Source organism: Microcoleus sp. PH2017_09_SFU_O_A (genome assembly GCF_020738625.1).
In the GTDB taxonomy this organism is placed as follows: domain Bacteria; phylum Cyanobacteriota; class Cyanobacteriia; order Cyanobacteriales; family Microcoleaceae; genus Microcoleus.
On sequence record NZ_JAEQCF010000132.1, the window covers coordinates 1 to 20,856 of the forward strand.

At 47.7% G+C, this 20,856-nt stretch carries 13 protein-coding genes and 1 pseudogene; 11 read left to right on the forward strand and 3 right to left on the reverse strand.

The genetic code is table 11. From position 1 onward, the window contains the following. Positions 1-335: 335 nt before the first annotated feature. Together JGK16_RS30890 and JGK16_RS30895 are read right to left on the reverse strand one after the other, a co-directional pair. Positions 336-485, reverse strand: coding sequence for a hypothetical protein (locus tag JGK16_RS30890; RefSeq protein WP_293184773.1), 150 nt, complete (start codon positions 483-485; stop codon positions 336-338). A gap of 30 nt (positions 486-515) precedes the next feature. Beyond that, entirely contained in the window at positions 516-2,015 is a 1,500-nt protein-coding gene (locus tag JGK16_RS30895; protein ID WP_363319262.1) for a GUN4 domain-containing protein, read from the reverse strand. Between the two features lie 614 nt (positions 2,016-2,629). Between JGK16_RS30895 and JGK16_RS30900 the strand changes: the two genes are divergently transcribed. The 11 genes from JGK16_RS30900 (at position 2,630) to JGK16_RS30950 (ending at position 20,094) form a co-directional block, all read left to right on the forward strand. Beyond that, complete coding sequence (locus tag JGK16_RS30900; RefSeq protein WP_325315545.1) at positions 2,630-4,081, forward strand: hypothetical protein; 1,452 nt, start codon at positions 2,630-2,632, stop codon at positions 4,079-4,081. Positions 4,082-5,157: 1,076 nt separating this feature from the next. Then, the gene (locus JGK16_RS30905) at positions 5,158-5,817 is read left to right on the forward strand and encodes a hypothetical protein (RefSeq protein ID WP_293184767.1); all 660 of its coding nucleotides are present in this window, start codon (positions 5,158-5,160) and stop codon (positions 5,815-5,817) included. A gap of 103 nt (positions 5,818-5,920) precedes the next feature. Then, on the forward strand, positions 5,921-9,058 hold the full coding sequence (locus JGK16_RS30910) for an efflux RND transporter permease subunit (protein ID WP_293193673.1): 3,138 nt from the start codon (positions 5,921-5,923) through the stop codon (positions 9,056-9,058). A 243-nt stretch (positions 9,059-9,301) separates the two neighbouring features. Then, positions 9,302-10,018 (forward strand): two-component system response regulator RppA, encoded by a 717-nt coding sequence (rppA, locus tag JGK16_RS30915; RefSeq protein WP_293184761.1) that lies wholly within the window; start codon positions 9,302-9,304, stop codon positions 10,016-10,018. 399 nt (positions 10,019-10,417) lie between these two features. Continuing rightward, positions 10,418-11,827 (forward strand): two-component system sensor histidine kinase RppB, encoded by a 1,410-nt coding sequence (rppB, locus tag JGK16_RS30920; protein WP_293203574.1) that lies wholly within the window; start codon positions 10,418-10,420, stop codon positions 11,825-11,827. A gap of 486 nt (positions 11,828-12,313) precedes the next feature. Then, entirely contained in the window at positions 12,314-12,778 is a 465-nt protein-coding gene (gene rimP, locus JGK16_RS30925; protein WP_293184754.1) for a ribosome maturation factor RimP, read from the forward strand. 312 nt (positions 12,779-13,090) lie between these two features. After that, positions 13,091-14,380, forward strand: coding sequence for a transcription termination factor NusA (gene nusA / locus JGK16_RS30930; RefSeq protein WP_293184751.1), 1,290 nt, complete (start codon positions 13,091-13,093; stop codon positions 14,378-14,380). Between the two features lie 103 nt (positions 14,381-14,483). After that, positions 14,484-14,798, forward strand: coding sequence for a YlxR family protein (locus JGK16_RS30935; protein ID WP_293148638.1), 315 nt, complete (start codon positions 14,484-14,486; stop codon positions 14,796-14,798). 383 nt (positions 14,799-15,181) lie between these two features. After that, positions 15,182-18,337: a translation initiation factor IF-2 gene (gene infB, locus JGK16_RS30940; protein WP_293184749.1), complete on the forward strand. Its 3,156-nt coding sequence runs from the start codon at positions 15,182-15,184 to the stop codon at positions 18,335-18,337. Between the two features lie 553 nt (positions 18,338-18,890). Beyond that, positions 18,891-19,628 (forward strand): low-complexity tail membrane protein, encoded by a 738-nt coding sequence (locus JGK16_RS30945; RefSeq protein ID WP_293193669.1) that lies wholly within the window; start codon positions 18,891-18,893, stop codon positions 19,626-19,628. Positions 19,629-19,869: 241 nt separating this feature from the next. After that, positions 19,870-20,094, forward strand: a complete 225-nt coding sequence (locus tag JGK16_RS30950; protein ID WP_293184744.1) for a hypothetical protein — start codon at positions 19,870-19,872, stop codon at positions 20,092-20,094. A gap of 218 nt (positions 20,095-20,312) precedes the next feature. Here JGK16_RS30950 and JGK16_RS30955 read toward each other — a convergent pair. Next, a pseudogene (locus tag JGK16_RS30955) lies at positions 20,313-20,744 on the reverse strand (DegT/DnrJ/EryC1/StrS family aminotransferase); the annotation flags it as partial. Positions 20,745-20,856: the final 112 nt, after the last annotated feature.

The following is a 20,856-nucleotide window of genomic DNA, read 5'->3' on the forward strand; positions in this document are numbered from 1 at the left end:
TGGATTATGGTAATTTATTTGCTTTCTATTATGCCATCAACTTAGTCAGACAGACAATTGTCTGAGTATTTATACTGATTGCAAAAGTGGGATGCTCCCTATACAATTCCCATTCGGCACAGATTCTTAAAAAATGAAATAAAAATTTGTTAACTCTTTAAATAATTACCAGAAATAATTGGTTAAAAGCCTCTCCGTTTTAGCGATAAATTAAGATCAGACTATTCATTACTCCAATCCTCTTCCTTCCAGGTAAAGGCTGCCCTCAACTGTCCCAGGTCAACTGTCCCAGGTCAACTGTCCCAGGTCAACTGTCAACTGAATGAACACCTTTGTCATGATTCGCCTCTTTTTTCCCTGTTGACCGTTCTTCCTTCTTCCGACTTCCATCCGACTAAATCCTTTACATCCGTTACATCCGTTACATCCGTCGAGCGAATCCGTTGCCGAACTTCCCTCTTCCGACTTCCATCCGTTACATCCATTACAGCATCCGTTGCCGAACTTCCCTCTTCCTACAAATCTCGCCGCGACAGCAGAAACCAGATCCCACCCAAGCCCAAAACACCACACAAAACCCCACCTTCCCACCCAAAAACAGTCCCTCCCGGCAAATGTCCAGGCATTGCCTTAGAAGTAAAATTCAGTTCAGAATAGTATACCCACTGACCGTTAACTCGCCAGCCCACTCGATCGCCAAACTTCTCCCAAACATCAGCATCATAAACACCAGCCTTTCCCCCCGACTTGACCCAAAAACCCTTTTGTACAGAAAAACCGAACCTCCGGTGGCTGTGTCGCACCCAAAGTTGGTCAATCGTCTGCAAATCCTTAGCGGGAAACTTCCTAATATCTTCCTCACTCAAATAACCCCTCGAAACTTGCTGCATCACTTCCAGCATTTTCACAGAAGTTTCCTCATCAGCACCACGCCAATTTTTAGCAGCCAGCAGCCTTTCCAACTGAGAATAATCAATCCCTTTTTCCGACTCTAAATTCACAGAAACAATCGGATTTTTAGTTACAGGTTGAGTCGGCAAAGAAGGACTAAGAACAGTTGCCTGCTGCAACTTAGAATCTGGTGGAACAACAACAGCAGCAGGTTTTAAAATCTCAAAAACTTCCAGAGAAGACTTGTAGCGGTCTTTGACATATTCCTGAATCAACTTATCCAAAATCTGACCTAGATCCTGGCTAATTTTTGTTCCTTTCGGCAAAGCCTCCCTCCAAAGCCAGCGACCTTCGAGCGGGTCGTAAAGGTCATCGTGAATGTCCCCGTAGATATCCAAATAAGGCATCACAGAAGTCAGCAAGCGAATGCAAGTCACCCCCAAACTATAAAGGTCGCTAGCAGGAACAGCCCTACCGTGCCGCTGTTCTAGCGCCGCATAACCCGGAGTTCCCAACTTCGTGCCCGTTTTGGTTGGAGCATCAGTTACTACCTGTTTGGAAACCCCAAAATCTATCAGCACCAACTTGCGATCGCGATTGCGGCGGATCACATTCTCAGGCTTAATATCTCGGTGAATCACATTGCGCTCGTGAACAAAATTCAGCAAAGGCAACAAATCTAATAGCAGTTCCCTAGTTTTAAGTTCGCTATAAGCACCGTACTTTTCTAACTCATCCTTTAAATTATTCCCATCAATAAACTCCTGCACCAAATACAAACGCCCATCTTCCTCAAAATAAGAAATTAGCTGAGGAATTTGTGGGTGCTTCAGTTCGTAAAGCCGCCTTGCCTCTTGTTCAAACAGTCGGACATACTTTTTAAAATGAGCCGGCTTCCGCTGAAATTCCTGCGGCGGCGACAACTGTTTGATAACGCAAAGTTCCTCAAATTTTCCATGATTGACAGCTCGAAAAGTCCTGCCAAATCCTCCATCGCGCAGCGGTTCGGTTGCTGCATAAAGGTCTTTTAGCAACAGCTTGGAACCACAATTAAGACAATACTTTGTGCCTGGTGGGTTCTGACGCTTGTCTTTTGGGCAATCGAGATTAAGGCAGTATGTCATATATTAAAAAAATGCGAACAAAATTATACTCAGGGTGTCATTTTATTCAAGAGTCCGATCGCTAGCTGGTTTTTGTGGAGGCGAGAACCCGAACCTTACGGAGGTTGCAGCCACCCTCGCACTTGCTCGGAAGCGCTCTCGCCAGACTGCCCCTGAGCAAGTATACCTCTCTTGAGGGTTTGACCTCAAACTCGAAGTCCAAATCTAACCTTAAACTGCGATCGGTGCAAGAGATTTGATTTCGCGGTCAAACAGCCAGCAGATTAAACAAAAATAGTAATTTATTACCAGACCAGTTAGCTCTGCAACGCCGAAAAAAAACTTAGGATTCTGCCTGAGATATAATTTTATTGCCAGAGAGAAGCAGACTAACGGGAGCTGCTGCTACCGTCAAGTTCGATCGACCTTAATATTTTACAAGTATAAAATTTTACTCAACCCGGCAAAATCAACAATCCCAAACTACCTAAATTTCCCCTGGTTCAAATAAATACTAGCTTACTCGATCGCAATCCGATCGCAACCCGACAGTTAGCCAGTTTAAGCTGTTTCCTTTTTTCCAGCTATTACCAGTTACAGTTATTTCGCTCCGTCTACTTATTTAGGAAATGCCAGTGACACCAAAACTACAGCCATCTCTAACTGAAAACTCCCGTAAAGAATCACCCAAAGTACCCTGGTTCGAGCGGTTCATTGCACTGGTCGCACTAGGAAATTTAAGCCTAGTATTATTTGATATAACTTATGTTCCCGCCCGAAATTTCTACTTCCGGCAACTACCGGTTCTCACCCAAATATACGACCCATTCAAAGGAATTCAACCCCACCGAGACACCCAGAAATATCTAGAAACCTTAGAAGAATTAAAAAAACAAGTAGTGCAAACAGGCTTGCCATCTCCTCAAGTAGCAGCCAAATTGCAGGAAATAAACACTCTGAGCGCGAACATGATCGACGAAGATCCGTTTCGAGTAGCATCAAAAAGTGGGTCCTTAGAAAAAATTAAAGACCGGATGCGCGATCGCACGCCGAATCCGCAGCAATCAGCAAAACAATCATTCAAAACATTCTGGAGCCAAGAGTATTTAAACAAACAAGGCTGGCAACAAGAAATCACTTGGTTTGACGCCAAAATCAAGCCGTTAATCGCCACCAACTATTACCGCACGATCGGAGAAAATGGGGAATTTACAGACAACTTCTGGCAAATCGACCTGCCATTTATTGCCATATTTGCGATCGAATTTCTAGCCCGCACCTACTTCATCAGCCGCCGCCACCGCAGTGTCAGTTGGCGGCAAGCCATGCTCTGGCGGTGGTACGACATCTTTTTGTTCCTCCCCTTCTGGCGCCTGTTGCGAGTATTACCCGTCACCATTCGCATCCACCAAGCCAAAATGCCCGATCTCCAACCCATACGCGCCCAAATCAGCCGAGGTTTTGTCGCCAACTTCGCGCAAGAATTGACAGAAGTAGTAGTAATTCAGCTCATCAATCAGATGCAACAATCAATTACCAGTGGCGAACTAGCAAAACAACTTTTCCAAACTCAAAAACAGCGATATTTAGACATTAATAATATCAACGAAATAGAAGCAATCGCCAGCCGTTTAGTCCAAGTAACCGTTTACAAAGTCCTGCCTCAACTCCAGCCAGATTTAGAAGATCTACTCCGGTACAATATAGAAATATTTCTCAAACAATCCCCAATTTATCAAGGCTTCCAGCAAGTACCCGGACTCGGAAACCTTCCCGCACAGCTAGCTTCACAATTAGTTGCAGAACTGTCAAAATTAGCCACCCTCGGCCCGCAAAATGCCTACGAAGCCTTCAAAATCGCTAGCGAAGATCCTCAAGGCATCCAACTCTCAAACCAGCTCGTCCAACATTTCGCACAAGCTTTAGGAAGCGAACTCCAACAGCAGCAAACTTGGCAAGAAATACAACTATTGCTGTGCGACTTCTTAGAAGAGTTTAAAATCAACTACATTCAGCGGTTGAGCGAAGAAGACTTCGAGAAAATCCTCGAACAAGCCAAACAACTGCAACAGATAGCTCCGCGTTAGGTTGAAATTTCAATTTTACAAACGCTGCAACACTTTAATTATCGAATCGTTTGTAATTTCGGCTAATAGTTTGCCATCAGGACTGACGACTAAACGACTCATTTGCTCTGGCTCTGGATCCAAAACTGCTTCTAGCTCGGCTGTTTGTAGATTCCATACTGTCAGTCCCTTCGGCGTACTACCAATTATAAAATCACGACTGAGGGTTATACTAAATGGTCTAAATATCTCACGAGAAAAGCTTTTTTTGCCTTGATTTTTCCTGTTTTTAAATCCGATAAGCTGTTACGCATTTAAACCACTAACTATCCCGATCCGGGTGCGTCACTCGTGAACACTGACTATACATGGGAAACGCCTGAAAACTGACGCACCCTACAATACCATTTTAAATGCGTAACAGCTTATTTGCAGATCGAAAGATCTTTTTCCTGTTTTTTTGATACTAACTAGGGCTTGCTGAATAAAAGTAGAAAGTTTGCCAGATAAGGGGTTTAAGCTTTTTTTGCTTGAAAAAGTGCAAGTTATAGGATTATAGAGGCTCAAAACCCTTGCAATGAAAGTTGTTAGTTTCTGGCTCAATTTGGGAATGCAAGCAATAAACCTACTATTTTTTAAGCTGTGTAGCCTCGTTTTTCCACTACGTACACTTTTTCAGCAAGCCCTAACTAGGGTCTGCCCATCTGGACTAATGTCATCAAAATGGGTGCGAAGGAGTGAAAAATTGCAATAGGGAGACTTGACTGCATCATGGGAACAGTACATCCGTCTGTGTTGAACAAAAGGGAAGACTTCCCAAGGATCATCTCCCAGAAGAATTAGAGTGGTGGCTGCCAGAATCCATAAGGCTATGCGTTTCCAGTTCCCGGACTTGAAAATTTTCATTAGGTTTCTCCATAACTTCAGAAGCGAACCGTAAATTCTGAGACTTCGCCTCAAATTTTCATCAAATTTTTATTTGGGCCTGACATTCTACCTGGAGAAGGTTCACAACTTGCGGGGTGAGGAATAGATTGCTCTTGGGAGGAGTGGCTGTTTCATCACACCGGTTTGCTAAATGTCAGGAGGAAATTTTTATGCTATCGAAATCATTGCAGTTAAATTCGTTATCGATCGCCCGCTACGGGTCTAGTTTTGTTTTGGGATTAATGTTGTGTACGGCTTCGGCTCCGGTGCTAGCCCACGTTGGGCATAACAGCGAGTTTGCAGGTGGCGATGCGGCTAAGATTATGCAGCCGATCGAAGTTGATGCGAATAAGGCCGCTGCATTGGGAATTAAGACAGAGGCAATCCCCCCTACAACCGATGGAGGTATTCTCAAAGTTCCCAGCACCAGTTTGATTGATGCCAACGGGCAAAAGCTCGTCTACATCCAGGAAGGAACAACCTACAAACCGATCTCAGTTCAGATTGGTAGCGACTCTGGAGATGTGGTGGAAATTAAAGAAGGCAATCTAGTTTCGGGAAATCAGATTGTAACGCAGGGGGCAACGCTTTTGTACTCCGAGGCATTGCGAGGTAAACCGCAAGCAGAAGCGCAGGCATCACCCGCTACATCGCAGGCATCACCCGCTATATCGCAAGCATCACCCGCTACATCGCAAGCATCACCCGCTACATCGCAAGTAGAAGCGCAGCCTGCTCAAGGATCGTCACCTTTGATGTGGGTGGGAGGCGCAGGAGTTTTACTGGTGGGTGGATTCGCCGTTTTTGCCTTAAAAGGTCAGGGCAAGTAGAGATTCAAAAACCAAGATTTTTGGTTGTTGTCGATCGCGACTGAGTAAACCTCTCTACTCCGTCTCCTAAAAGCTTGCCTAATGCTATCCAAATTTCATTTTTATGTTAAACGTCATCCCCAAATGGTCTATTGCTCAACGATGGTTAGTGGTGTTCGGGGCGATCGCCCTGACCATCTGGAGCCTGTATACAGTAAGTCGAATGCCCCTCGACGTATTGCCCAACTTTGCGCCACCTCAAGTAGAAGTACAAACCGAAGCCCCCGGTCTTGCACCGGAAGCAGTAGAATCCTTGGTGACGTTACCACTAGAAAGTGCAGTCAACGGCACGCCAGGAGTTGAAGTCGTCCGTACATCGTCAGCCGTAGGAATTTCTGTATTGCGGGTGGTGTTTAAATGGGGCACCGACCCCTATCAAGCTCGTCAACTCGTGGCAGAGCGATTGCAGGACGCGCAAGACCGATTACCCGAAGGGATCGGTACACCGCAGATATCGCCCTTAGCTCCCCCCATCGGGACGGTGATTCAGTATGCGTTCACGTCTGACACTACATCAATCATGGAAGTGCGACGTTTGGTGGATGGCAAAATCAACAATCGCTTGCTGGCAGTTCCGGGCGTATCGCAAGTGCTAGTCTACGGCGGAGACGTGCAGCAGTTTCAAGTCATTGCTAATCCAGAAAAACTTAAGGCGTTGAAGGTTTCTCTTCAGGAAGTCGTCAAGGCGGCAAACGAAGCAAATGCTAAAACCGCCGGTGGATTGTTGATTGACCCCGATCGCGAATTAGTGATTCGGGGACAGGGACAAATCCAGACCATCGAAGATTTGCAAAAAGCGGTCGTCAAGGTGCAGGAAGGAAAAGCGATTCTACTGCGGGACGTGGCAGAGGTGAAGATTGGGGCTGCACTCCAGCGAGGCGATGCCAGTTGGAATACTAAACGCGCTGTGGTGCTGATGGTGAACAAGCAACCGTTGGTAGATAGTCCCACCGTCACGCAAGCCATCATCGAGGCGATGGAGGAAATTAAACCGGGCTTACCCCAGGATGTGAAGGCGAATGTCACTTTCCGGCAAGATGCCTACATTGACGCATCGGTTGGTAATGTGCGATCGGCATTGATCGAAGGCAGTTTGATTGTCGCAGCCATCCTGATTCCGTTTCTGATGAACTGGCGCACTCTCTCCGTCTGTTTGCTGGATTTCTTTCTCTCGCTGCTGTTGTCACTTTTGGTGTGTTCCTGGATCGGGCTGGAACTCAACACTATGACCCTTGGCGGATTGGTAGTGGCGATCGGGACAGCAGTGGATGATGCGATCGTCTACTGCGAAAATACCTACCGTCGCTTGCGGGAAAATCGCCTCTCGCCAAATCCCAAACCACCAATGGATGTGATTTTTGAGGGTTCTCAGGAGGTGCGCGAGTCGCTGATTGGAGCCACGTTAATTGGGATTATCGTCTTTTCACCGATTTTCACACTTTCTGGCGTGGAAGGGCGCATTTTCACCCCAATGGGCATTGCCTACTTGGTGGTAGTAGTCATCTCCAGCCTGGAATCGCTGATTGTTTCGCCCGCACTGTGTGCCATTTTGCTGCCCCACAAACGGATGAAGACGACAGAACCATTCCTAGCACTGTTTTCCAAACGAGTTTACCATCCGTTGCTAAAGTGGGCGATGCGTCGCTCTACCTTAATTTTGGGATTAGCTACAGCATCAATGGTAGCGTCGATGCTGATTGTGCCGACATTAGGACGAGATTTTCTGCCAACGTTCCAGGAACGATCGCTGATGAATGCGATCGCCCTTTATCCCGGTTCCTCACTGGAAGCAACCAATCGAGTTGGGTTAGCGATTCAAACTGCACTGAAGGATGACCCAAGGTTTGAATCTGTACAACTGCGATCGGGCCGTGCTCCAGGTGACCCGGATGCGGCATCGGTGAACTTGGCACACTTGGACGTGGAACTGAGTGAAGCAGCGATGAAAAACCGTCCTGCGGCGATTCAAGCTTTGCGGGAAGTATTGGGTCAGTTTCCGGGAGTTGCCGGCAATGTCGGTGGATTTATCAGTCACAGGATGGATGAAGTGTTGTCGGGGGTGAGAAGTGCGATCGCCATTAAAGTATTTGGCAACGACTTACAAGAACTCCGCCGCATTGGAGAACAAATCGAAACGACAATGAAAGACGTGAAGGGATTGGTAGACCTTCAGCTTGAGCCCCAAATTCCGATCCGTCAAGTACAAATTCAATTTAACCGAGATGCAGCCGCCCGCTACGGATTGACGATCGCCCAATTGTCAGATTTCACCGAAACAGCCCTGAATGGACGAGTGGTTGGTCAAGTGCCCGATGGTCAACAGTTGGTCGATGTGCTGGTTTGGGTCAACGAATCGGCCCGTCGCAATCTCAACACGATTCGCAACCTCCAAGTTAATACCCCAACTAATCAAATCATCCCGCTTTCGGAAGTGGCAAAGGTTGACTTTGGCAAGGGCCCGAACACGATTAATCGGGAAAACGTCTCTCGTTTAATTGTGGTTTCAGCCAACGTACAGGGACGCGATGTTGGTTCGGTTGTTGATGATATTCGCGCCAAAGTTAAGCAATCGGTGCAACTGCCCCAAGGCTACTATATTCAGTACGGCGGACAGTATGAGTCGGAACAACGGGCTGCTCAAAACTTCCTAATTTTCGGAATATTAGCGGTGGTGGCGATCGCAGTATTGATGTACTTCACGGTAAAATCCGTTCCGGCGATGCTGATGGTGATGGTCAATTTACCATTGGCACTGGTTGGCGGTGTCATCTCAGTGCTGCTAACGGGTGGCGTTCTCTCTGTTCCTTCAATGGTCGGCTTTGTGACCTTGTTTGGTGTGGCGACGCGCAATGGATTGCTGCTGGTAGACAACTACAACACCAAACTTGCCGAAGGAATGCCACTTTCGGAAGTAATTGTAGAAGGTTCGATGGAACGGTTGCTGGCGATTCTGATGACAGCACTCACCTCGGCATTGGGGATGATTCCCTTGGTTTTAAGCGGTGGCGCCGGTAAGGAATTGTTGCAACCATTGGCGATCGTCGTCCTCGGCGGACTCTTTACCTCAACCGCTCTCACTCTACTGGTTCTACCTGCATTGTATGCTCGATTTGGCAAGTTTCTGATCCCTAAACGGATGATGGAAACAACCGAGTTGAGAAACTATGGTATTGAGCAGACAGCAACGAAAGAAGTAGGCTAATAACAGTTAACAGTTAACAGTTAACAGTTGACTGTTAACTCAGTTAACTATTTAAACAATACCGATGCAACCGGAAACAATATGATATCAAATCCGGTAGCATCGTCCTGTATTCATCTCCCTATTCTCTCTGTGTCCTCTGCGCCCTCTGCGGTAAAAACATTCCGATCCAAAATGTTGGATAAATTTCGAGAATTCGTATATGTTTGTTAGTAAAAAAGTATTGGACGAGATAGCGATAAAATGAGAATTCTGCTGGCGGAAGACGAACCCGATTTAGGTGCGATCGTACAACGCACCTTGAGCCGCGAAAAGTACCTGGTGGATTGGGTGCAGGATGGCACAACTGCTTGGAACTATCTGGAAGACCAATGGACAGAGTACACGATCGCCATTTTTGACTGGTTGCTACCGGGAATTTCTGGCGTCGAACTGTGCCAACGTTTGCGCCGGCAGAATAATCCTTTACCAGTTTTGATGTTGACGGCAAAAGATCGCACGGAGGATATGGTGGCTGGGCTAGATGCTGGGGCTGATGACTATCTGATGAAACCGTTCGTTAAAGCGGAGTTGTTAGCCCGGTTGCGGGCACTCCAGCGACGGGGACGGAGTTTGTCGCCGGAACAGTCGCCCCATTTTAATTCTGACCAACTTGAGGCGGGGCGATTGCGGCTTAATTATACTAAATCAACCATCTCCACTACCGATGATGGGGAACAACAAACGGTGATTCCTCTGACGGCTAATGAGTTTCGGTTACTGGAATATTTCATGCAGCACCCGAATCAAATCCTCACGCGCGATCGACTTTTGAATCGTTTGTGGGACGTGGATGCTGACCCGATGAGCAATGTAGTTGCTGCCAGAATTCGTCTGTTGCGTCGCAAGCTGGCAGATTATGGCTGTGATGGGATGATTGAAACGGTTCATGGATTCGGTTATCGCTTGAACAAGTTATGACGCTAGCGGTTGAAAGAAACTGTTGGCGAATTCACCGAGGGCGTCACCCCTCACCTCTGGGAGGCAATATTTCCGTTCACTATTGGTAGTTAAGTAGAAGGAAGAAGGAAGAAGGAAGAAGGAAGAAGGAAGAATGCTTATAGAGCAAGTTTTCTAGCCATCGAGATCTTATGTTTAATTAGGTGGACTTACTTAACAGCTATTCGGAAACCCGAATTATATAACAATCAGCATAAAAACATCAGTAGAACACCATAACAATGGTGATTGCTAACAACCTTTCGCTCAGAGGTTTTGCACTGAAAATACCATCTCAGCCAAGATATTTTTCAGTTTTTCTGAATTGAAAAAAGCCAGATATTGAGTTGTGAATGATGGAGGCATCAACTCTAACAAGGTTTGATTCCCATCAACTGTCAACTGTCAACTGTCAACTGTCAACTGTCAACTGTCAACTGTCAACTGTCAACTGTCAACTGTCAACTGTCAACTGTCAACTGTCAACTGCGCTGGCAACTCGCAGGTTGGTATGCGATCGTGATAGGTCTGTTGTTAGGTATCTGCGGTGTTGCAGCATATCAGGTTTTGTTTCACACCCAGCGATATATCCTCCAGCAAAAACTACAGGACTTAGCCGGAACGCTGCATGACAGTATCGAACCTGAATTACAACAACCGGGACAGATTTCATCCAGCTTGAAAACTATTTTGCCCGGTTTGTGTTTATCGAATGAAAACTGTTATTTTTCAAGCAATGACGGCGCGCGACATACTGCTAGAGTGTTTCAGCAGGAGGGCTATTATCTCCGCTTTTTAAACGAATCTGGACGTGTTTTGGCGACGAGTGGAGAGCAGCCAAATGTATTAAAACGTTTTGCGCCAAAGGAGTTTTGGCAGGTTCTGAATTGTTCTAAGGGCGATCGCTTTTATCAAATTTCTCTATTACTGAGAACCAACAGCGGTTTGCCTTGGGGTTATCTGCAAATTGGGCGATCGCTCAAAGAATGGGATGCTTATCTTAACACCTTGCGACTGTTCCTGTTTTTAGGCTTACCTTTTGCGATGCTGTTAGTGGGAGGAGCGAGTTGGTGGTTAGCGGGAGTAGCGATGCAACCAATTTATCAGTCCTATCGCCAGATGCAACAATTCACCTCCGATGCTGCTCATGAATTGCGAACGCCTCTCGCTGTGATCCAGAGTACAGTTGAGGATACTCGTCTTGCTGAAGACTTACCAGAGGTTAATCAAAACCTGGATATTATCGAACGACAAAACATCCGTCTCTCCAGGTTAGTCAAAGATTTACTGTTCATTTGTCGCATTGAACAACAACAGATTTCGACTCAATTGCAGCCTTGCTCTCTCAACGATCTGATCGGCGATTTAGTAGAGGAACTTGCAGGTTTGGCAATGATAGCTGATGTACATTTGAAGTTAGAAATTCGTGCCTCACAAGCCACTATGATTCTTGGGGATGAAGTCCAACTTTACCGTATGGTAACGAACTTAATTACCAACGCCATTCACTACACTCCCCCAGGAGGACTAATCTTTGCCATCCTCGATCGCACTGACAAGGAAGCCCTAATTCAAGTTCAAGATACGGGTGTTGGTATCGCTCCAGCCGAACAAACGCGAATTTTCGATCGTTTCTATCGAGTCCAGAGCGATCGCTCTAGAGCCACAGGAGGGGCAGGATTAGGGCTATCGATTGCGAGTGCGATCGTAGTGGCTCATCAAGGCAGCATTCAAGTTGAGAGCGAGTTGGGCAAAGGCAGTACATTTACAATCCGTCTGCCGCTTAAATAGAAACGAAGTCTCTACAGAATCTTAGCCACTTTAGCCCCATCGAGTGTCAACGGGCGGGCGATCGAGCTAAACTGAGAACTGAGGAGAACTTCGATCAGAGCTCGCCCTCAAACTTCTTGGAAGAAATTGTTTTACCTTGGAGTGGGTCAAGCCCACTTTTTTTGTTGCATTAGTCGCAGACAAAAGGCTTAGAGCATCATACTTGCAAGTTCAAGACTAGGGTGACAGTGACGCAACAGCGTCATCCTGAGCGCGTTAGCCTGCCGGCAGGCATAGGTAGAAGGCTCTGATGTATAAGGCAGAATTTCAACCCCACAAGCTCATCCTCGGGCTTGAAAAATCTGACATCTTTTTCTTCACTAGGCAAATAAGAGGGCTTGCACCCTCAAATCTTGCGGTCAAAACCAGCTCAAAGCAAAGCAATTTCAACACCTGATTTTTCCTTGCCCGTATCCGAGTTCAGGAGTTTTAGTTTAAGTATTCGATATGACTCATCCCCTAATCCCACAAATCATTGACTTAGCTACCCCCGTTGCAGAAACACTGGGATTGGAAGTAGTGGGAGCAGTGTTTCACACCAACCAAAATCCTCCCGTCTTGCGGGTAGACATCCGTAACGTCCAGCAAGACACCGGTTTAGCCGACTGCGAGCGGATGAGTACAGCCCTGGAAGTCGAGTTAGAGGCATCCGACATCATCCCCGACGCCTACGTGCTAGAGATTTCCAGTCCCGGAATATCCCGATTGCTCAGCAGCGATCGAGAATTCATTACTTTTAAAGGTTTCCCCGTCACACTCACAGCCACCGAACCCGACTCGCGAATCAAAGAGTGGAAAGGACTACTTGTGGGCAGGGATGAAACAACGGTTTATCTCAATCTAAAAGGGCGACAGGTTAAAATTCCCCGCCCTCAGATTGTCAAAGTTGAACTAGACGAAGGTAAGGAGTAAAAAAGGGGAATTTTGAATTTTGAGTTGTAGGGGCCGTACCCCCGTGTCTGCCCGATTTGAGTTTTGAGATTGCCTCGCAGGAAGCTAAAAATGCTTCGCTGCGAGTTAATTTTTAAGAATCACATCTTTAGCCACAGGGTTGAAGTAGAACAACCAATAAATTGTTGCAGCACCCAGATACCCTAATGCTATCTTTGTAACTCATCAATCATCAGTTATCACTTTTTTCAACAATTACCGACTGTCAATTACCAATCATCTATTTCCGATCGCAAGTTACGTATTGTCACATCAAAAAAAGGAGTGTTTTATATGTCAATGGTTCCCCTGCGCGGACTCAAAGAAATGATCGAAGGTATTAGCAAAGAGCGAAATTTACCCAAACACGCCGTCCAAGCAGCATTGCGAGAAGCCCTGCTTAAAGGATACGAACGCTACCGCCGCACCCAAAAACTCGACCACTTCAGCGAAGAATACTTCGACAATTTTGATGTAGAATTAGACGCAGAACAAGAAGGTTTTCGCGTTTTAGCTAACAAAACTATTGTCGAAGAAGTCGTCAATCCCGATCACGAAATAGCACTTTCTGAAGTACAAGAAGTAGCCACAGAAGCTCAGCCTGGGAGCATCGTACTCGTAGATGTAACACCCGATCAAAAAGAATTTGGTCGCATGGCAGCCATCCAGACCAAACAAGTCCTGGCTCAAAAACTGCGCGACCAACAGCGCAAAATGATTCAAGAAGAGTTTAAAGATTTAGAAGAAACTGTTCTTCAAGCAAGAGTGCTCAGGTTTGAGAGGCAGTCGGTAATTTTGGCAGTTACCAGCAGCTTCGGTCAGCCGGAAGTAGATGCCGAACTCCCCAAACGCGAACAGTTGCCTAACGACAATTACCGTGCGAACGCTACATTCAAGGTTTATCTCAAAAAAGTAGGCGAAGGTTCTACTAGAGGGCCGCAGTTACTTGTTTCTAGAGCAGACGCCGGTTTGGTGGTTTACCTGTTTGCTAACGAAGTACCAGAAATAGAAGATGGGGTGGTGAGGATTGTCGCCGTAGCTAGGGAGGCAAATCCGCCCTCCCGGCACGTCGGCCCTCGGACTAAAATAGCAGTAGATACTCTCGATCGCGATGTAGACCCCGTAGGAGCCTGCATCGGGGCGCGGGGATCGCGAATTCAGGTAGTAGTCAACGAATTGCGCGGCGAAAAAATAGACGTGATCCGCTGGTCTCCAGATCCTGCAACCTATATTGCTAACGCTCTGAGTCCAGCTAGAGTAGATGAAGTGCGTTTGGTTGCCCCAGAAGGGAGGCGCGCTCACATTTTGGTCGCGGAAGACCAACTGAGTCTTGCCATTGGTAAAGAAGGTCAGAACGTCCGCCTCGCAGCCCGCCTGACCGGTTGGAAAATCGATATCAAAGATATTGCTAAGTACGATCGCGACGCCGAAGACAGCAAACTGGCAGCAGAAGCAAGCAGGCTCGAAGAACTAGCAGGCGACGACTACGACGAAGAGGAAGGATCCGGCTACGACGGCGACGAGGAAACGGCAGAATTTGAGCAAGAGGAGCCAGCCACGGACGAAACCGCAGCCACAGTCTAAACACTGTGACATTCACTTTTATGTTTCTGGCACGGGAGACAAGGAGGACAATTCCCCTATTCCCCCCTCTCCCACTCTCTCAACTCTCCCCGAATCACTAGAAATGAAACCGAACTACCGGTGTTGCACAAGTTGTCGAAAAATAGCTCCTAAGGAAGCTTTTTGGCGAGTAGTCAGGCTCTATCCTTCTCATCAGGTACAATTAGATCGCGGCCTCGGTCGTTCCGCTTACCTTTGTCCGGCGAGCCAATGCCTCAAAGCAGCTCAGAAAAAAAATCGACTTGGGCGATCGCTCAAAGCGCCTGTGTCTGACGAACTGTACCAAACACTTTGGCAGCGTTTAGCCACATCTGACTGTACATCTGACTCGGAATCGATCGGGCACCAAACCGACAATAGTTCGGCCTCGACTGTATAAACCCTCTTGGCAGCCCTACCAGTAATTACCGGTAGCGCCAGCTCTAAAACCCCGATCCGATCTGCCCACCAGTCTGGAAAGATTTGTGTCAGATTAGATAAGGGTAGGGTACTAGCAGAGGTATCCTCAAGGTGGAAAGACAAACTTTAAAGATTGATTTGTGGCAGTTGCCAAAATTCAGACTTGACAGTTCTCGCTTTCCCAAAAAAAACTTGAGAATTCTCCAACCGCAGACTTCAGCGAATTGCATCTTTTAGATAAAATTGCTGAGCGAGTACCAAAACCCCGATTCTTGACACTGAATCAATCACAGCGAATGATGTCGTCATTAGAACAAAAAATCAAAATGTAAAAACTGGTTGGCACAAAAGAGGGCAGAGTGGATGAACAACGGCAAAGTAAGAATTTACGAATTATCACGGGAACTAAATTTGGATAATAAAGACATCTTGGCAGTTTGCGAGCGGCTCAATATTTCAGTAAAGAGCCACAGCAGCACAATTACAGAATCTGAAGCAGAGCGCATTCGCAAAACGGCGGAAAAATACGTAGCCAGCCACTCTACCCCCGGCAAGCCAGCTCCCCCCGAAAGAGCAGCAGCGCCATCTAGAGAATCTGGCCCTCATCCTAACGACCAACAAAAAAAGCAGCAAATTTTAGAAATACGCAGTCCAAAAGTACGGCCGGCTGGTGCTTCGTCCCAGCCCGCAGGCAACGAGGAGCAAAAAAACCAGCCTGGGGCCACCGTGGCCACTCCTCCCAAATCGCCAGCCTCTCAACAACTCCAGCCTCCAGCTAAACCAAATATCAATCGACCTGTACTCTCGAAGCCAAATGTCGCTGGAGCGGCGGCAGCTTCAGAAACAAGCTCGGAAACTGTAGGTGCGATCGCCCCGGAAACAAGCTCCCAGGCTCAAGCACCTGCGACACCTCAACCGCCGTCAGAAAAGGCTCCAGAACGCACCCCCCGCCCGCCGGTCGCCCCTCCAGCGCCGCCAGCAGGGGCAAAACTCACGTCGCCACCAGTCAGAGCGGCGTCCGAGCAGGCTGGCCGCAACCCACAAACTCTGGGAAACAAGCCGGTACTGAAACTGGCCAGAACCGATCAAGACCAATCAGAACAGGGAGAAACTCTGGAAGCGCCGGCGAAACCGAGCCGCCCCAGCAGACCTGCACCATCCGGTAGCGACGCTCAAAGACCTCGCCCAGGTGCTGGTGGGCCAGTGAAAACAGCACTTGCCGATCGACCGCAGCAGGGCGGCCCGCGCCGGAGCCTTGCCCCCGCAACGTCAGCCGCTGGGTTGCGTAGCCGGGGCGGTGACATTTCTGCCACCGGAGAAGACGCAGACGATGACGGAGACGATACGTCGTTGTTGCTGGATACTCTTCTCCTTCCCAAGCCGACTCTGCCAAAGCCAGCCAAAAAGACACAGGTCATTTGGGAAGAAGATGATGACGAAAACTCAGATGCTGCCAAAGCTGCCAAAGCAGCCAAGGCCAAAAATCGTCGCCTCAAACCCATAGACGAGGATGACGATGACTTAGAAAATGGCTTGGATATGCCAGCACCAGTCACCGTCAGCCTGTCTCTAGCCCGCCCAGCTAAGGCGAAGACACAAGCAGCACCCAAGTCAACACCAACTCCGGGCGCACCCGGTAGCAGCGGCAAAAATAAGAGACCGGGCCCTTCTCACGATAAAAGCTCTTCTGGTTCTTCCGGGGGACGCGGCAACCGGGGCAAAACAGCCGAAGCTAAGGTAGAACGTCCAGAAAAGCTGCTGCTGAGCAGACCGATGACCGTTCAAGAACTAGCAGTTACCTTGGCTGTTCCCGAAACCGAAATTATTAAGAGGCTGTTCTCTAAAGGTATTGCGGTCAACATTACCGAAACCCTGGACATTCCAGCGGTGAGAATGGTAGCCGAAGAAATGGGCGTAGAGGTAGAAACCCCAGAAATAGAAGAGCCAGCTACCAAAATCATCGAGATGATCGATGAGGCAGATTTGGAATACCTCCAGCGCCGTCCGCCAGTGGTAACGATTATGGGCCACGTGGATCACGGCAAAACTACTTTGCTAGACTCGATCCGCAAAACCAAGGTCGCTCAGGGAGAAGCTGGGGGTATTACCCAGCACATCGGTGCTTACCACGTGGATGTGGTACACGAAGGCAAGAGCCAGCAGGTGGTATTTTTGGATACGCCCGGTCACGAAGCCTTTACAGCTATGCGGGCTCGCGGTACGCGGGTGACAGACATTGCCATCTTGGTGGTGGCGGCGGACGACGGCGTGCGACCCCAGACAATTGAAGCTATCAGCCACGCGAAAGCGGCGAAAGTGCCAATTGTCGTGGCTATCAATAAAGTTGACAAGGAGGGCGCTCAGCCGGAACGGGTGAAGCAAGAGCTTACTGAGTACGGCTTGGTCGCAGATGACTGGGGCGGCGATGTGACGATGGTTCCAGTCAGCGCTATCCGAGGGGAAAACCTCGATACGCTGTTGGAAATGATTCTGACAGTCGCGGAAATGGAAGACCTCAACGCTAACCCGAACCGAGCGGCTAAGGGTACTGTAATTGAAGCTCACCTCGACAAGGCAAGGGGGCCAGTGGCAACTCTGCTGGTGCAAAATGGCACGCTGCGAGTGGGCGATATTGTGGTCGCAGGCTCTGCTCTGGGCAAGGTGCGGGCGATGATCGACGATCGCGGCGATCGCGTAGACCAAGCAAGTCCATCCTTCGCTGTGGAAGTGCTGGGGCTGCGGGAAGTACCGCAAGCTGGAGATGAGTTTGATGTCTTCGCTAACGAAAAAGAAGCAGCGGCGATCGCCAGCGGAAGAGCTACATCCCAAAGAGATTCGCGTCTACTTCAAGGTGGTCGGATCAGCCTCAGTGGCTTCTCTCAACAAGCTAAGGAAGGCGTTCTTAAGGAACTCAACTTGATCTTGAAGGCAGATGTCCAAGGCTCCCTGGAAGCCATTGTCGGTTCTCTGACCCAACTTCCTCAAAAAGAAGTTCAACTCCGATTGCTGCTATCTGCTCCTGGGGAAATCACAGAAACGGATATTGACCTGGCCTCCGCTAGTAATGCTGTGATTATCGGGTTCAATACTACTCTCGCCACCGGCGCTCGCCAAGCAGCCGACCAAGCGGGCGTAGACGTGCGGGAATACAGCATCATCTACAAACTCTTGGATGATATTCAAGGGGCGATGGAAGGACTGCTGGAACCCGAACTGGTGGAAGAACCTCTGGGTAAGGTGGAAGTGCGCGCTGTCTTCGCGATCGGTCGGGGGGCTGTGGCTGGATGCTACGTACTCGAAGGCAAGGTCATCCGCAACTGTAAGGTGCGGGTGCGCCGGGGCAACAATGTCGTTTACGAAGGTGTCCTTGACTCCCTCAAACGGATGAAGGAAGATGCCAAGGAAGTCAATACTGGCTATGAATGCGGTATTTCCTTGAGCGGGTTTAGCGACTGGGCGGAAGGCGATATTATTGAAGCCTACCGGATGGTTACTAAGCGCCGCACGCTATCTCAATAGTTTTGAGTTGTGAGTGTTGAGTTGGAAGAGAATTTTTGAGTGAAGGCAACTTGCATTGCCGATCGCTCCCAACTATTCTCTTCACTCAATACTCCCAAACTCATCGGACAGTTGACAGTTGACAGTTGACAGTTGGCAGTTGGCAGTTGGCAGTTGGCCGTTGGCAGTTGGCAGAATGAAATTCCTAATCGTCTTTACCCTTGCTGAAAATTCAAAATTTGCTCGCTCAAATAAGAATTACCGAAAGAAACCCGATTTCTGCTCGTAAGTCCTCGGTTTGATCGCTAAATATTTACTCCTCGCACCGGGTTTTAGAGTCAAGAGTGCGTCCAAGAATCTCAAAATTCAAAAGTCAAAACTCATATAGCAGTTCGATCGAAAAATGAGGTACGCTTGGGGTTTTCGGTAATCAGTAATCGGTAATCACCGAAAAGCTTGCGGTTCAAAAGCTGGTGCCGTGCCAATTACCAATTACCAATTACTAATTACCAATTACCAGACATACCTCATCTATTTTAGAAAGGCTATCATTCATAACTAATAATTAATTAAAGTGCGTTCTTTTTGGTCAGATCCTTTCTTGTGGATTCACCTTTCTGGGGTGGCTGCATTGCCGCTTTTCCTGGGACTGTGCTTGCTGGGACTCGCAGTGGGTTCTCCCACGCTCTCTGTCTGGTTAGAAGTGTTTTTAGTGGCTGTAGCAGGTATTGTTCCTGTGCTGTGGATGCAGTGGTTCCGCCCTTTTTACATTTTTAGTATTTTAGTCGTGGCCGTGAAACCGCAGAATTTAACTTCTGTGCAGCAGCAGATGCTGACTCGGTTTAAAACTAAATTAAATCAAGGAATTGCTCTTTTTATCGCTGTTTTGCTGGCAGTAATTTTGTGGCAGCTATATCGATTTGCTCCCCTTGCTGCTGGGGTGGCTCCCTTTCCTCCTTCCTGGCGGTGGGCTGGGTTGTTGTTGGCAGTTGCTGCTTTTTTAGCTAGCAATTTGTTTTTGCAGGTGTCTGCTAGTGTGATGGCTGTTTTGCTGACGCCGGAATCAGAATTTGCAGCGACAAAGCCTCATGTATTAGAAAACATTAGGCAGGATTTTACGATCGCACCTTGGCAAGTCGATCGACTTTTGCCAGCTTTTGCGGGCGAGACAACTGTCACTCCGGCTGCACCCGCAGAGTCAATGCCACCAGCAGAAGGCATCAAGAATGCGTCATCCAGCAGTACAGTCAACTCAGAACCTGCGGACACCAACGGCCCTACATCCCTAACCCAACAGTCGATCGAAAAGTGAAATAAAAAATTAATATCGACATAATTGTAGTTTAAGCTACTTTATTTGCGACAGATGTATGCAGTAAAAAAAATAGGTAATGCTCCGGCTCAGATAAAGATTATTAATACTCTTAATATTTAATATTTAATCGCAGGTTGTGGCTATTTTATATTGGCTATTTGGAGAAAAGAATCTATAATAGAGAGAGTCAAGGTAAGCTTTCAATCCTTACAGGGAATTCAAACAGAGGTATAACAATATGGCGAATTATCTACCGATCGCACAAGAACCTCAAGCCGCAGAGCCGATCGAGCTGTGCGAAGATTCTGAAATCTGGGGCAGCCTCAAATCCGCGATCGGGGCAAGTTCAGGGTTTCAACGCTGGCAGCTAGAACTCAATTTTGAGAGTCAACAGCAAAATTTCACCATCGATCAGCAGGTTCGATCCTATCTGCGGGAAACTTTAGAAACTTTGGCTTACTGAGCGTAGCAAAACCAGAGATTGTCATAGTTTGTGAAATTCAACGTCAAATTCCGCCCTATCCCCTCCAATATGCTATGGGAGTTAACTCTCAACTTCGGAGTTCAAATTGCAGGGGAGAGTATTTCTCCTACATAAGATTTATCTCAAGCGAACCAGAGTAAAGGGAAATCGGCAAATGCTTCGTTGTAACGCTGCCAAATTTGCTTCCGGCGCTGCAATTAGGGGGCGACTTGTTTGAGTTGATGAATGCCGATCGCAGCTTGCAGATCCATCATATTGTATTTAAAACCGATTTCCACCACTTGATAGTGCTTGTAACCCGAGTCGCCGAAGCGATTCCAAGCATCTTTGCTCATACCGTGCAGCGCTAAAATTTTCAGCCTGTTAGCGTCTTCTTGACGGCGGGCGAGAATCATGCCTCCTTCACCCGTGGTGATGTTTTTGGTGACATAAAAGCTGAAGCATCCGAAGTCACCAAATGTGCCTGCTTTCTTTCCCTTGTACTCTGTTTCGATCGCGTGAGCGCAGTCTTCAATCAACTTCAAATTGTGACGGCTAGCAATCTCACACAGCGCATCCATATCGCAGGGACAACCGGCGAAGTGAACCGGTAAAATTGCTTTAATTCTCGAAGTTATTTTAGCTTCGACTTCAGCCGGGTTAGAAACTGTAACTTAATTTATGGACAAAGCTACCCATCCTTGACTATTTGGGTAGCTTTGTCCGCAACTCGGGCGATCGCACGAGACTATTTGCCCCTGG

What these genes read in the sequence shown, in the direction of transcription:
- JGK16_RS30935 (WP_293148638.1), top strand. Translation starts at nt 14,484, where the DNA reads ATGAAACCGAACTACCGGTGTTGCACAAGTTGTCGAAAAATAGCTCCT.
- JGK16_RS30895 (WP_363319262.1), bottom strand. Translation starts at nt 2,015, where the DNA reads ATGACATACTGCCTTAATCTCGATTGCCCAAAAGACAAGCGTCAGAAC.
- nusA (WP_293184751.1), top strand. Translation starts at nt 13,091, where the DNA reads ATGTCAATGGTTCCCCTGCGCGGACTCAAAGAAATGATCGAAGGTATT.
- infB (WP_293184749.1), top strand. Translation starts at nt 15,182, where the DNA reads ATGAACAACGGCAAAGTAAGAATTTACGAATTATCACGGGAACTAAAT.
- JGK16_RS30890 (WP_293184773.1), bottom strand. Translation starts at nt 485, where the DNA reads ATGGATGTAACGGATGGAAGTCGGAAGAGGGAAGTTCGGCAACGGATT.
- JGK16_RS30910 (WP_293193673.1), top strand. Translation starts at nt 5,921, where the DNA reads ATGTTAAACGTCATCCCCAAATGGTCTATTGCTCAACGATGGTTAGTG.
- JGK16_RS30905 (WP_293184767.1), top strand. Translation starts at nt 5,158, where the DNA reads ATGCTATCGAAATCATTGCAGTTAAATTCGTTATCGATCGCCCGCTAC.
- rppA (WP_293184761.1), top strand. Translation starts at nt 9,302, where the DNA reads ATGAGAATTCTGCTGGCGGAAGACGAACCCGATTTAGGTGCGATCGTA.
- JGK16_RS30950 (WP_293184744.1), top strand. Translation starts at nt 19,870, where the DNA reads ATGGCGAATTATCTACCGATCGCACAAGAACCTCAAGCCGCAGAGCCG.
- rimP (WP_293184754.1), top strand. Translation starts at nt 12,314, where the DNA reads ATGACTCATCCCCTAATCCCACAAATCATTGACTTAGCTACCCCCGTT.